Below are 12,790 nucleotides of genomic sequence, written 5' to 3'. Positions count from 1 at the left end.
GTGCTTATTACATCATATCCGTATGTTCATAGATTGATATCATTTTTTTCATAAATGGACGAAAAAAGTTTGAAAAACCGTCACAAAATATGAGAATATGATGTTTGAAATCTTGTATAATATTATTTTCTAAAAACATTTAAACAACATAAACATACTGTTTATGTTGTTTTTAATTTGAATGAAATGAATGTAAGGAATATGAATTTGAAAGAAATTTTTTGTTGGATAGATAAGAACGAATGAAGAGAGGTACAGCATGATTAGTATGTCACTAAGATCATTTAAAATTCAATCGTATTATATACTAGGTATTCTTTTACTAGGCTGGATGATAACACCGTTTTCAGCACATTTTTTAGGTGCAGGAATTGGACTTATCGTAAGTATGTATTGCGTTTGGCTTTTAGGGAGAAGAATTGAGAAGCTTGGAGATAGTATCGTAAAGAAAACGAAAGCACCGACGCTTGGTATGTTTAATCGTTTTGCGGCTGCTATTTTGGGCGCTATTATTATGTACGAAATTGAGCACCATATGGTGATGTGGGCATTTGCAGTAGGGATTATGGGCGGTTATTTTTTAATCGTTGTGAACTTAGGTTACTATAGCATGAAAGATGAGAAAGAACTAACAAAGAGCTAAAAAGATAAAAGACTTCTTTTTAGATGGAATAGATGATCCAGTCACGAATAGAAGCGGTCAGGGCCTTTTTTAGCCCCATACGATGTGAAACCCGAGAGATGTAGTGAGTAGGGATATAATGTATATATTCGAAGCTGTAATTTTATAATCTAGGTCACAGATGAAGAGATTAGCGTTTCACTTTATATAAGATATAGAAAGAAGCTTACGTTTTCACGTAAGCTTCTTTTTTATGTAAGTGTGTGTAACCGTTAAGCCGCATTGGGTTTTGTCGGTGAGTACGCGAAACTTTACGGTTACACGACACTTATTCATATGAGTAAAGGGTTATTCCAACAGAAAGTTTTAATTTAAGCGATTGGACCGCCTAAGTTAATAATGTCTTCAGATACGCTGTCGAACTTTTTGAAGTTAGCTTTGAATTCATTTGCAAGTTCGATTGCTTTTGCTTTGTAAGCAGCTTTATCAGCCCAAGTTTGTTCAGGCATTAACACTTCGTCAGGTACACCTGGTACGTGAAGTGGAACTTCAAGACCGAAGATATCATGTTTAGCTGTTTCAGTTTTTGCAAGTTCACCGTTTAATGCAGCTTGAATCATTGCACGAGTGTAACCTAAGTTCATACGTTTACCAACGCCGTATTCGCCACCAGTCCAGCCAGTGTTTACTAAGAATACTTTCGCATCGTGTTTCTCGATTTTTTCACCAAGCATTTCAGCATAGCGAGATGCATCAAGTGGTAAGAATGGTGAACCGAAGCAAGTTGAGAATGTTGCTTGCGGAGAAGTAACGCCGCGCTCTGTTCCTGCTAGTTTACTAGTGTAACCACTTAAGAAATGATACATAGCTTGCTCTTTTGATAACTTACTGATTGGAGGCAATACGCCAGATGCATCAGCAGTTAAGAAAATAATTGTATTTGGGTGTCCAGCAACACTTGGCAGTACGATATTGTCGATCGCATGCATAGGGTATGCAGCACGAGTATTTTCTGTTAAAGTAGTATCGTTGTAGTCGGCGATACGTGTTTGGTCATTAATGATAACGTTTTCTAAAACAGATCCAAATGTGATTGCATCGAAAATTTGTGGTTCTTTCTCGTGAGAAAGGTTTACACATTTCGCGTAGCAACCGCCTTCAATATTGAATACACCGTTATCAGACCAACCGTGCTCATCATCACCGATTAATTTACGGTTTGGATCAGCAGATAATGTTGTTTTACCTGTTCCAGATAAACCGAAGAATAGTGCTACGTCGCCTTCTTCACCTACGTTTGCAGAGCAATGCATAGAAAGAATATCTTGTTCAGGTAATAAGAAGTTCATAATAGAGAAGATTGATTTTTTCATTTCTCCAGCGTATTCTGTACCACCAATTAGTACGATACGTTTTTCGAATGAAACCATAATGAATGCTTCAGAGTTTGTACCGTCAACAGCTGGATCAGCTTTGAAATTCGGTGCAGAAACAATTGTGAACTCTGATTCATGAGTTGTTAATTCTTCTTCAGTTGGACGAATGAATAATTGATGTACAAATAAATTGTGCCATGCATATTCGTTAATAACTTGAATTGGTAGGCGGTAATTGCGGTCAGCGCCTGCAAATCCTTTGAAGACGAATAACTCTTCTTTTTCTTTTAAGTATTCTAAAACTTTAGTATATAATTTATTAAAATGTTCTTCAGAAATCGGTTGGTTCACAGCTCCCCAAGCAATTTTGTCAGCAACCGATGCTTCTTTCACAATAAATTTATCTTTAGGAGAACGTCCTGTATATTTTCCAGTTGAAGCAGAAACGGCACCAGTCGAAGTTAATTTCCCTTCATTTCGCATTAATACTTTTTCCACTAATTGCGGAACACTTAGTTGAATCTGTGCATTGCTTCCGTTCAATAATTCGTGTAAACCAATTTGGACATTCACAGTACTCATATTTATATACCATCCTTTTCATTTAATGAAATATTTCTCGTAATCCCCAACAAGAGTATAACACAATTATATAAATAATGTATACTATTTATTTCTTTTTGTTTGTGTGAATGCATTATTTCCCTATTAATATTTCATTTCAGGCGTATTGAGAAAAACTTTCAGGAAAATGTGAATATTAATTGACAAATGAATATCATTTCTTTAGTATAGGTTGGGACGGATACTCTCTTATCCCGAGCTGGCGGAGGGACAGGCCCGATGAAGCCCAGCAACCTCACTTGTAGTGGTAAATACAGGTGAATAGGTGCTAAAACCTGTGCGAGGCTACAGGTCTCGAACGATAAGAGCGAAGGGCAAAAAGCAGTATGCAAGTAGCAAATTAAACCTTTCCTCTATGTAAAGTAGGAAAGGTTTTTCTGTATGCTTGTGTGGGAGAATAAATGTATGTCGCAGTTTGTGGCAAATTAAGGATGAGTTCCGTACAATATATACAATTACTGTAGGGAGGTTTACCACATGACAAAAAAACGTCATCTGTTCACATCTGAGTCTGTAACTGAAGGACATCCAGATAAAATTTGTGACCAAATTTCTGATTCAATTTTAGATGCGATCTTATCAAAAGACGCAAATGCACGTGTAGCTTGTGAAACAACTGTAACAACTGGTTTAGTATTGGTAGCGGGGGAAATTACGACTTCTACTTACGTAGATATTCCAAAAATCGTTCGTGAAACAATTCAAGGCATTGGTTACACACGCGCAAAATACGGATTCGATGCAGAAACTTGTGCAGTTTTAACATCTATCGATGAGCAATCTGCTGACATCGCTATGGGTGTTGACCAAGCGCTAGAAGCACGCGAAGGTCAAATGACTGACGCTGAGATTGAGGCAATTGGTGCAGGAGACCAAGGTTTAATGTTTGGTTTCGCATGTAATGAAACACAAGAGTTAATGCCACTTCCAATCTCGCTTGCTCACAAATTAGCTCGCCGTTTAACTGAAGTACGTAAAGATGATACATTATCATACTTACGTCCGGATGGAAAAACGCAAGTTACAGTTGAGTATGATGAAAATGGTAAACCAGTACGTGTTGATACTATCGTAATTTCTACACAACATCACCCAGATGTTACATGGGAAGAAATCGATCGCGACTTAAAAGAGCACGTAATTAAAGCTGTAGTACCAGCAGAATTAATGGATGGAGAAACGAAATTCTTCATTAACCCAACTGGCCGCTTCGTAATTGGTGGACCACAAGGTGATGCTGGTTTAACAGGACGTAAAATCATCGTTGATACTTACGGTGGATACGCTCGCCACGGTGGCGGTGCATTCTCTGGTAAAGATGCAACGAAAGTTGACCGTTCTGCAGCATATGCAGCTCGTTATGTTGCGAAAAACATCGTAGCAGCTGGTCTTGCTGAAAAAGCAGAAGTACAACTTGCATACGCAATCGGTGTAGCACAACCAGTATCAATTTCAGTTGATACATTCGGCACTGGTAAAGTATCTGAAGACGTACTAGTAGAGCTAGTTCGTAACAACTTCGATCTTCGCCCAGCTGGTATTATTAAAATGCTAGACTTACGTCGCCCAATTTACAAACAAACAGCAGCTTACGGCCACTTTGGACGTACTGATGTAGATCTATCATGGGAACGTACAGACAAAGCAGCAGCTTTAAAAGAGCAAGCTGGTCTATAATATATGAAAAAAAGCTTTGCGCGGTGAGCGCAAAGCTTTTTTATTTATAATTACGTTGGAATAAAGCGAAGAGTTCAATGTCATGCCAATTGCCATTGCGGAATATAGCTTCTTTACAAGTTCCTTCATGTTGAAAACCGAGTGATTTATATAATTTAATTGCTCTATCGTTAAAAGAAAATACTCGTAAAGAAAGGCGATGTAAATTTAATTCTAAAAATGCATAATCCAATAATAAGGTGAAAGCTTCCTTCCCATAACCTTGCCCCCAGTAATCCTTGTTACCAATATCAATAATACATTCAGCGTTTCGATTATACGAATCAATATGAATTAAAGAAGTAATACCAATTGAAAGATGCGTAGATTTTTCTTCAATGATATAGCTCTTAGAGTCCGAAGAATGAATAAATTGCTGGCAAAGTTTTTCTGTGTCTTGAAGGGAATATTTATCAAGAGTGAGAGTAGTTGAACTCATAACGTCTATATCATTATGCCATTTATAATATGTTAGAATATCATCTTCGGAAAACTTTCGTAACTGGATACGGTTTGATTCAAACAATGTAAGTCCTCCTTTTGTATTTCCTTTTCACATGATTTACAAAGGATTGATTTCTTCTGGAACATATGTAATCAACCTTTCATTTGACGTGCTTTACCTGCGCAAAATGCACTGCTTAGTAAAAATAGCGTTGCGAATATAATACTTACTAATGTAGCGTATGGAATTGCGCCTTTTAGAGAAAAACCGACAGTGATGGAAGCGACGAATAAGAGGATGAATGTTGTTGTTAATTTTTTGTATAGTTCCATAATAGGTAGACCTCCGATTTATTTTTTAGTACAAGTTTTAAAATTGAATTCTATTATGTAGAAAATATAAAGAGTAGCTAAAGATGTGTAGTCTAGGAGTATAAGAAAGGGCACTTTCCTTTTTGTGGGTTAGTATACTTATATTGTATCATGGCGCATTATTGGCTTCATACATAATTGTGTAAAGATATGTATGATAAAATGAAGAAAAGTTTTTAAGAAAGGAAAGATAAAAAATGAGTGTAACTGAACATAAAAAACAAGCTCCAAAAGAAGTGCGTTGCAAGATTGTTACGATTTCCGATACACGTACGGAAGAAACAGATAAGAGCGGACAACTATTACATGAATTGTTAAAAGAAGCGGGACATAAAGTAACTTCTTATGAAATTGTAAAAGATGATAAAGAAAGTATTCAGCAAGCAGTGTTAGCTGGTTATCATAAGGAAGATGTAGATGTTGTATTAACAAATGGCGGTACTGGTATTACGAAACGCGATGTCACAATTGAAGCAGTATCAGCGTTATTAGATAAAGAAATTGTTGGATTTGGTGAGCTGTTCCGTATGATTAGTTATTTAGAAGATATCGGAAGCAGCGCAATGTTAAGTAGAGCGATTGGTGGTACAATTGGGCGCAAAGTAGTCTTCTCGATGCCAGGGTCTAGCGGAGCGGTTCGCCTTGCGATGAATAAATTAATTTTACCGGAATTAGGTCATATTACATTTGAGCTGCATCGCCAATGAGTAAGTATGCTGGAATTGTATTAGCAGGTGGTATGTCGAGTAGATTCGGTGAGCCGAAAGCGTTAGCAATTTGGAAGGAAACTACTTTTGTTGAGCATATTGTGAAAGTGATGGGAAATACTTTGCAAGACATTGTAGTAATTAGCCATACTGATATAAAAGAGCGAGTAGAGCAATTCGTACAAGTACCTGTTATAGAAGACATTCCGCACTATAAAGGGAATGGACCGCTGGCCGGCATTGTATCAGGAATGGAATACATAGAAGCAGATTGGTACGCTATTATGCCTTGCGATGCACCAAACGTGTCGCATGAATGGTTTACCATTTTACTAGAGCAAACGAACAATGAATATGATGCGGTTGTACCTATTATTAATGGAAGAAAACAACCGCTACTTGCGGCGTATCATAACCGCGTGAAAGAAAAGATTTATGCTTTACTTCAGGAAGAAAAAAGAAGTATGGGGCAGCTTTTATCACAATGTAATGTGAAGTATGTTTCTGGAGAAGATGTACAAGCGAATGCGGATTGGTTTATAAATGTAAATACGAAAGAAGAATATGTGCAGGCTCAAAAAGACCTTTCAAATGAATGAAAGGTTTTTTTGATATACAGAATTGGGGAACAATTGCTGTATAAAGGTATGTGAGTGAGTTGATTTTAAGGGGAATTCTTAAAATCATTATACAGTTAAAACACTGTATAACCATATATTAATTTTTATGGGTTTTTATTACAAGTCTGTTTAGTTATGTTTATTTTTGATATAATTAATATAGAAATAAAACAATGCTTAACCTTATGTATCATTTATTAAACTAAAATTTATGACCATGTAATAAACTCCCTTCGTTTTTTGAAGGGAGTTTTTCTATTTAAGCAAGCAACTCTGATGCGTTATGCTGAAGGACTTCTTCATATTGGTTAAGCAAGCCACGAAAGACCTCATCCCAGCTCTTTGATTTCGCAAAAGAGGAAGATTCTATTCCCATCTGCTCAAGTTTTTCTTCATTTTGTAATAAAAAATAAATGGATGATAGAAATGCATCTTCATTTTTAGGCGGACAAAGAACTCCCGTTTTTCCATCTGTAATAATATTTTTAACCCCGCCACTATTTGCACCAATAACAGGTGTACCGCATGCGAGTGATTCAAGTACGACATTTCCGAATGTTTCAGTAGCTGATGGAAACACCATTATGTTAGAACAAGCATATGCTTCAGCTAAATCCCCGCCTTGTAAATAGCCAGTAAAAGTGATATTTGTTTTCGGAACAGCTTCACGTAAACTTGTTGCTAGAGGACCGTCTCCTGCGATGAGCCAATGAATATCGTTTCGAGTATGTGCTGTTTTAACGATAAGGTGTTGCAGCGTATCAATATCTTTTTCAGGAGCAATTCGTCCAACATAGGAAAGGACATACTTCGCTGTAATATTATATTTTTTTCGGAATAGGTCTGTATTGTAAGCTGGATGAAAGAGTGTGCAATCTACACCACGTCCCCATATAGAGAGGGTCTGAAAGCCTTTATTTTTTAATTGATGTAATGTTTCAAAGGAAGGTACAAAATTTTTTTGCATATGACTATGAAACCATTTTAAATAGTTCCAAAGCATATTGGAGAGGAATTCGATTTTGTAATAACGTAAATAGGCATCGAAATCAGTATGATAAGAACCGACAACTGGGATGTTTAACTTTTTTGCATAATACAATCCACAAAGTCCCATGTTGAAAGGTGTGGCAATGTGAATAATGTCAGGTTTAAAGGAAAGTAGTTCCCGTTTAATACGCGGAGTAGGAAAAGAAAAACGACATTCTGGATATAATATTGTTAACGGGATACTTCTCATCTTATTCACATTCGCTACAAAATTATCTTCAGCTGTATGCTGAGGGGCGAAAACAGAATAGGCGATCTGTTCTTTCTGAAAATATCGTGTTAATCGCTCTAACGTTTTCGCAACCCCGTTAACTTGTGGCGTAAAAGTATCGGTAAAAATGGCGACTCTCATCATATCACTCCTTTATGTGAAAAGTGGGATGAATTGATAAAAAGAGATGATGCCAGAGCAAGTGCCAAGGCACATACCGACGAATACATCTGACGGATAGTGAAGTCCTAAATAAATACGTGAAATACCGACGCATAATGCTAACGGTAATAGGAAAGCAAGTAAGCTTGGATTATAGCAAATAAATGGAATGAAGACAGAGAAAACGGCTGTTGTATGACCAGACGGGAAAGAGTGGTCTTTTAATGGATGGACTGGATATTTTGCATCCTGAATTGTTAAATAAGGACGTTTTCGTGGATACCATCTTTTTAATATTTGTACAGGAATATGGCTAATTGCTAAAGAAATAGCAGTTGCAATTGCTGCCTGATGTAAAGTACCTTTTGCAAAAATTAAAAAGAAAAGTGTGAGTGCGATGGAGAAAGTCGCGCCACCGATATGAGTAATATTGCTGAAAAAGATATTTAATGTTTTTTGATCAAAGTAGCGATTAATTCCTTTAAAAATGTAACATTCTATTTTATATAATCCACTGACCTTCATGAAAATTCTCCTCCCTCGTTTACATATATATGGAGATATTAGCTTTTATTTTAATAAGATTTTGTTGAGGGAGTAATAATGTTTTGTAAAGAAAAAGTTAGTTTTTATATAAAAAAAGCTGCCAATCTTATGGCAGCGGAAATTTACTTCTGTAATGATTTATAATATTGACCTTTTTCAACGTATTGCGTGCGAATACGCTCCATATCTTTATGGTCTTCTGCTGTTAATTCACGAATGACTTTCGCGGGACGACCGAAAGCTAACGTGTTTGGTGGAATTTTCTTTCCTTGTGAAACGAGGCTTCCAGCGCCGATAAAAGCTCCTTCGCCAATTTCAGCACCATCTAATATAATGGATCCCATTCCAATTAAAGCATCTTTTTTAATATGACAACTATGTAAAATAACTTGATGCCCAACTGTAACATCATCTTCTAAGATAAGAGGATACTGAGGGCTTTGGTGGAGTGTACATTGGTCTTGTACATTTACTCGGTCTCCAATGATCGTTGGTGACACATCACCACGGATGACTGTATTAAACCAAATACTTGATTCCTCGCCAACGTAAACATCGCCTGTAATCGTAACATAGTCAGCGATAAAAGCACTACTCGCAATTTTCGGTTTTTTTTCTTTGTAAGGATATATCATGTAAAGTCTTCCTTTCCTAGAGACTAGTTTTAGTGTATCAAATTATGAGAAAGAGTGAAATGGAGGAGAGCCGTATGTGGAATTATGAAGCGGAGGAAGCAAAGGCTGTCATTGTTATTGTGCACGGCGCAATGGAATATCACGGACGTTACGAAGCCGTTGCGGAAATGTGGAATCATATCGGCTATCACGTCGTGATGGGGGATCTTCCGTCACATGGAACGACTTCAAGAAATAGAGGACATATTGATTCATTTGATGAATACATAGAGGAAGTTAAATTATGGGTGAAAGAAGCAAGAAAGTATAGGTTACCTATTTTTCTATTCGGTCATAGTATGGGTGGTCTTATTGTCATTCGTATGATGCAAGAAACGAAGAGAGAAGATGTAGAGGGTATTATTTTGAGTTCGCCTTGTTTAGGGGTAGTGACTGGACCCTCTGCTCCGCTTCAATTTGCTTCAAAAATATTAAATGTTGTGGCTCCAAAATTGCAATTTGCAACGAATCTTACGGTGGAAATGTCAACACGTAACCACGAAGTGAGAGATGCAATGGAGAATGATTCTTTGTTCTTGCGCAAAGTATCAGTACGTTGGTATAGTGAATTGATTAAGTCTATCGAAATTGCTCATAAAAAAATAGATGATTTTCCAGATGTTCCGCTCTTGCTAATGCAAGCTTGTGAGGATAAACTTGTAGATAAAACACGTGTCCGCACTTGGTTTGATAATGTTAAAATAAGTGATAAGGCTTTTAAAGAATGGCCGAATTGTTATCACGAGTTATTAAATGAGTATGAGCGTGATGAAATTTTGAGTTATATTCAGTCATTTACTGAAATGCATGTCAATAATATAGTAAAAACAAACAAATAAATCATTATTTGTACATTTAATAGAGGAGATGAAGGAAGAAGTGAACGTACCGAGTAATCCCATAACGCTCATGGCGAAAGTATACCGTGATGTGTTTCCGGTTGTACACCATGAGCTAGCGATGTGGAAAGAGCGTGCCTACCATATTCCGAATGATGAGCTTCATAGTCAGGCAATCGCAAGTATTGAGCATAAAACGTTTCATTGTGAGGGCGGTGGCATTTTAGCTCTGCTAGCAAATGAACACCGAGAAGAATGTATTCGTTTTATCGTAGCGTATCAAACGATCAGCGACTATTTAGATAATTTATGTGATCGCAGTACATCACTTGATCCAAATGATTTTGCTGCACTGCATGAATCGATGTTAATGGCATTATCACCTGAAGTAGAAGGTGGCGGTAATTATTATCGTTATCGTGATGATCAAGATGATGGTGGTTATTTAGATGAACTTGTTGAAACATGCCAAGATGTTTTAAAGAAAACGAAGCACTATGACAAAATTGCTCCTGTTCTTCATGAACTTGCTTGTTATTATTGTGATTTGCAAATTCATAAACACGTGAAATTAGAAGAAAGAGAGCCGCGCCTGAAAAATTGGTTTGAAGCACATAAAGAAAACTTACCTGAGATGAGTTGGTTTGAATTTTCAGCATGTGCCGGTTCTACACTTGGAATTTTCTGTCTTGTAGCATATGCATTTCATGATGAGTTACATGATGAAGATATTGCGAAAATTAGACAAGGGTACTTCCCTTACGTACAAGGACTTCATATCTTACTTGATTATTTCATTGATCAAGAAGAAGACCGTATAGGCGGAGATTTGAATTTCTGTAGTTATTATGAAAACGAGCAAGCGATATTAGATCGGATGAAACACTTTGTAGAAGAAGCGGAGAAGAGCATTGGTGATTTGCCTCATGCGAAGTTTCATCGCCTTATAAGCCGAGGGTTACTTGGTATTTATTTATCAGATCAAAAAGTATCAGCACAAAAGAATATGCACAAAATGGCACGGCGCATTGTAAAGTACGGAGGCCTCACTTCACGATTCTTCTATTGGAACGGGAAGATGTACCGAAAGAAAACAGCGCAGTGATGAAGAAAACCACTCATGTAGAGTGGTTTTTTTGTTATAATATGGTAAAGGTGGTGGTGGAAATGAAGCGATTGTTTCAAAAGCTATATGACAATATTGAAGTAACATTACTTGTGCTACTTTCCATTTCATTTGTAACTGGAATGTATATGATGATGAATAAAACCGGCGGTCCTACAACGATGGATTATGTAGCTCAAATTATCATTGCATTGATTATTATAGTAGATATTGTTTTTTTAATAAGTGGTAGAAAAAAAGAGAATAGTAAATAAAAAGCATTTGTACACGATGGTACAAATGCTTTTTCATTATGATCGTATTTTTAAAAATACATATATAAGAAGTTCAATTGCAAAAATAACTAAAACAGATAGTCCAAATAAAGGCATGACAGCGCCTAGTATCACCATCATGATAAAGAAAACGAATATACTTTTCTTATCTCTTTGTTTTGGAGGTGCTGCTAATTTTCCTTTCGGCTTTCTTGCTAACCACATTTTTATTCCGTAATAAATGAGAAGTAGTAGAGATAATGTCGTTAGTAAGCATAATATTTTATTTGGCCATCCGAATAAATGTCCTTCATGAAGTGGGATACCGTAAGTGAACCATTGTGCAAGTAATCCATAATCACGATAGTCCGTTTTGGAAATGAGTTCCCCGCTATATTGGTCAAAGTAAGCTGTTATCTCTTCATTTGGTGCAACATGCATACCTGTAATACCAGAACCGCTCGATTTCGAAACAGTGAATACACCTTTTGGATCAGCTGGTAGTGAAATAACATATGGCTTCTTTATTTCAATTCCTTTTTGTAATTCATGGACAGAAATTGCTTTCGGTTCATTTGAATTCGATTCAGGAGGAGCTTCTTTTCTTGTTGCCCACGGCAATTCTTTTACCTTTGATTCAGGCGGTGCCATGTACAATTTTGGATATCCGAGTGATTCATTTGACGATGCAATTTTATAAATTTGGTTCCCCATAAATCCTGACCATGGCAATCCAGATGCGACTAGCAGAAAGAGAGGAATTGTAAATATAATACCGATAATAGAATGACGTCTTTTTGCTTTTTCTCGCTTATTGGATGATGGTGTGTTTTTGAATTGGCGTATACTCATGTACAATCCGGTTATGATTAAAAAGATTGTCCAGCATGCCGCAAGCTCCACAGTATAGTTAACGATAGTGCCGCCAACTAAAAGAGAACTATGTAATTCCCTCATGATATTGGCAAACGTTTCACTTGCATTTTGATCTCCAACAATTTGATTATTATTATCTAAATACACATATTTTTGTTGTCCAGTATACTCATTTGCAATCGTAAGTCTCGTATTATAATCCCCATTAAACTCACTAATTTTCGCCACGCTATAATGTGGATATTTTTTCTCTGTTAAGGAAATAGAATCAGACATCGAAATAGATTCTGTTTGAGCACTCTTCCCAAAATATAAATCTTTATAGATGAAATCTTCAACTTCCTCCCGAAATAAATACCCAATTCCGCTCAGTGACAACGTAATAAGAAGTGGCGTAATAAAAAGCCCAGCATAAAAATGCCAACGCCAAAAAATGTAATGAAGCGAACGATTTACTTTCATACTTTCAGTTCCCCTAACCTTCCCTATATGAATAACTACTTATTTAATATAGCGAGATTAAGTGTGATTACTTTGAAAGAATTGTGAAGAAAGTTAAAAGTTTGTGGGA

General features: G+C 36.6%; 14 protein-coding genes and 1 riboswitch. Of the genes, 7 read left to right on the top strand and 7 right to left on the bottom strand.

Annotation, left to right across the window (positions count from 1 at the left end; translation table 11 throughout):
• Positions 1-259 precede the first annotated feature (259 nt).
• The gene (locus tag ACUN13_RS05300; RefSeq protein WP_000624922.1) at positions 260-643 is read left to right on the top strand and encodes an ATP synthase subunit I; all 384 of its coding nucleotides are present in this window, start codon (positions 260-262) and stop codon (positions 641-643) included.
• 350 nt (positions 644-993) lie between these two features.
• Here the strand turns inward: ACUN13_RS05300 and pckA are convergent, their stop codons facing one another.
• Positions 994-2,580 carry a phosphoenolpyruvate carboxykinase (ATP) gene (gene pckA / locus ACUN13_RS05295; RefSeq protein WP_000108802.1) on the bottom strand — a complete coding sequence of 529 codons (1,587 nt, stop codon included), beginning with the start codon at positions 2,578-2,580 and terminating at the stop codon, positions 994-996.
• A gap of 228 nt (positions 2,581-2,808) precedes the next feature.
• A riboswitch (SAM riboswitch) is annotated at positions 2,809-2,930 on the top strand.
• 169 nt (positions 2,931-3,099) lie between these two features.
• On the opposite strand from pckA, the gene metK reads away from it, so the two are divergent.
• Complete coding sequence (metK, locus tag ACUN13_RS05290) at positions 3,100-4,299, top strand: methionine adenosyltransferase (protein ID WP_000163123.1); 1,200 nt, start codon at positions 3,100-3,102, stop codon at positions 4,297-4,299.
• A gap of 40 nt (positions 4,300-4,339) precedes the next feature.
• Here the strand turns inward: metK and ACUN13_RS05285 are convergent, their stop codons facing one another.
• Complete coding sequence (locus tag ACUN13_RS05285; RefSeq protein WP_000464126.1) at positions 4,340-4,864, bottom strand: GNAT family N-acetyltransferase; 525 nt, start codon at positions 4,862-4,864, stop codon at positions 4,340-4,342.
• Positions 4,865-4,935: 71 nt separating this feature from the next.
• Positions 4,936-5,115, bottom strand: coding sequence for a hypothetical protein (locus tag ACUN13_RS05280; protein WP_000424805.1), 180 nt, complete (start codon positions 5,113-5,115; stop codon positions 4,936-4,938).
• A 236-nt stretch (positions 5,116-5,351) separates the two neighbouring features.
• Here ACUN13_RS05280 and ACUN13_RS05275 point away from each other — a divergent pair, with 236 nt between their 5' ends.
• Positions 5,352-5,861: a MogA/MoaB family molybdenum cofactor biosynthesis protein gene (locus ACUN13_RS05275; RefSeq protein ID WP_000117124.1), complete on the top strand. Its 510-nt coding sequence runs from the start codon at positions 5,352-5,354 to the stop codon at positions 5,859-5,861.
• A complete protein-coding gene (locus ACUN13_RS05270) occupies positions 5,858-6,460 on the top strand; it encodes a molybdenum cofactor guanylyltransferase (RefSeq protein WP_000049593.1) in 603 nt (200 codons plus the stop codon). Before ACUN13_RS05275 ends, ACUN13_RS05270 begins: the two co-directional genes overlap by 4 nt.
• A gap of 280 nt (positions 6,461-6,740) precedes the next feature.
• Here the strand turns inward: ACUN13_RS05270 and ACUN13_RS05265 are convergent, their stop codons facing one another.
• The 3 genes from ACUN13_RS05265 to ACUN13_RS05255 all read right to left on the bottom strand — a co-directional run bounded on the left by ACUN13_RS05265 (position 6,741) and on the right by ACUN13_RS05255 (position 9,085).
• Positions 6,741-7,883 (bottom strand): glycosyltransferase family 4 protein, encoded by a 1,143-nt coding sequence (locus ACUN13_RS05265; RefSeq protein WP_001261642.1) that lies wholly within the window; start codon positions 7,881-7,883, stop codon positions 6,741-6,743.
• Positions 7,884-7,895: 12 nt separating this feature from the next.
• Complete coding sequence (locus ACUN13_RS05260; protein WP_000868582.1) at positions 7,896-8,429, bottom strand: phosphatase PAP2 family protein; 534 nt, start codon at positions 8,427-8,429, stop codon at positions 7,896-7,898.
• A 143-nt stretch (positions 8,430-8,572) separates the two neighbouring features.
• Positions 8,573-9,085: a gamma carbonic anhydrase gene (locus tag ACUN13_RS05255; RefSeq protein WP_025687322.1), complete on the bottom strand. Its 513-nt coding sequence runs from the start codon at positions 9,083-9,085 to the stop codon at positions 8,573-8,575.
• Positions 9,086-9,159: 74 nt separating this feature from the next.
• Between ACUN13_RS05255 and ACUN13_RS05250 the strand changes: the two genes are divergently transcribed.
• Genes ACUN13_RS05250 through ACUN13_RS05240 form a run of 3 tightly spaced genes read left to right on the top strand, consistent with a single transcriptional unit; the run spans position 9,160 to position 11,343 of the window.
• Positions 9,160-9,963: an alpha/beta hydrolase gene (locus ACUN13_RS05250; RefSeq protein WP_000267421.1), complete on the top strand. Its 804-nt coding sequence runs from the start codon at positions 9,160-9,162 to the stop codon at positions 9,961-9,963.
• Positions 9,964-10,003: 40 nt separating this feature from the next.
• Positions 10,004-11,068 carry a tetraprenyl-beta-curcumene synthase family protein gene (locus ACUN13_RS05245; RefSeq protein ID WP_001102461.1) on the top strand — a complete coding sequence of 355 codons (1,065 nt, stop codon included), beginning with the start codon at positions 10,004-10,006 and terminating at the stop codon, positions 11,066-11,068.
• A 41-nt stretch (positions 11,069-11,109) separates the two neighbouring features.
• Complete coding sequence (locus ACUN13_RS05240; protein ID WP_118961730.1) at positions 11,110-11,343, top strand: hypothetical protein; 234 nt, start codon at positions 11,110-11,112, stop codon at positions 11,341-11,343.
• Between the two features lie 36 nt (positions 11,344-11,379).
• Here the strand turns inward: ACUN13_RS05240 and ACUN13_RS05235 are convergent, their stop codons facing one another.
• Positions 11,380-12,681 carry a PepSY domain-containing protein gene (locus tag ACUN13_RS05235; protein ID WP_025687325.1) on the bottom strand — a complete coding sequence of 434 codons (1,302 nt, stop codon included), beginning with the start codon at positions 12,679-12,681 and terminating at the stop codon, positions 11,380-11,382.
• Positions 12,682-12,790: the final 109 nt, after the last annotated feature.

This window comes from Bacillus cereus group sp. Bce041, from assembly GCF_052646455.1.
Note: the sequence above shows the minus strand (reverse complement) of the source record. Positions and strands in the feature narration are given on the sequence as shown.

Coding starts and splice junctions, on each gene's coding strand:
- ACUN13_RS05300 (WP_000624922.1), top strand. CDS start 260: ATGATTAGTATGTCACTAAGATCATTTAAAATTCAATCGTATTATATA.
- ACUN13_RS05250 (WP_000267421.1), top strand. CDS start 9,160: ATGTGGAATTATGAAGCGGAGGAAGCAAAGGCTGTCATTGTTATTGTG.
- ACUN13_RS05280 (WP_000424805.1), bottom strand. CDS start 5,115: ATGGAACTATACAAAAAATTAACAACAACATTCATCCTCTTATTCGTC.
- pckA (WP_000108802.1), bottom strand. CDS start 2,580: ATGAGTACTGTGAATGTCCAAATTGGTTTACACGAATTATTGAACGGA.
- metK (WP_000163123.1), top strand. CDS start 3,100: ATGACAAAAAAACGTCATCTGTTCACATCTGAGTCTGTAACTGAAGGA.
- ACUN13_RS05270 (WP_000049593.1), top strand. CDS start 5,858: ATGAGTAAGTATGCTGGAATTGTATTAGCAGGTGGTATGTCGAGTAGA.
- ACUN13_RS05275 (WP_000117124.1), top strand. CDS start 5,352: ATGAGTGTAACTGAACATAAAAAACAAGCTCCAAAAGAAGTGCGTTGC.
- ACUN13_RS05235 (WP_025687325.1), bottom strand. CDS start 12,681: ATGAAAGTAAATCGTTCGCTTCATTACATTTTTTGGCGTTGGCATTTT.
- ACUN13_RS05265 (WP_001261642.1), bottom strand. CDS start 7,883: ATGAGAGTCGCCATTTTTACCGATACTTTTACGCCACAAGTTAACGGG.
- ACUN13_RS05260 (WP_000868582.1), bottom strand. CDS start 8,429: ATGAAGGTCAGTGGATTATATAAAATAGAATGTTACATTTTTAAAGGA.
- ACUN13_RS05255 (WP_025687322.1), bottom strand. CDS start 9,085: ATGATATATCCTTACAAAGAAAAAAAACCGAAAATTGCGAGTAGTGCT.
- ACUN13_RS05240 (WP_118961730.1), top strand. CDS start 11,110: ATGGTAAAGGTGGTGGTGGAAATGAAGCGATTGTTTCAAAAGCTATAT.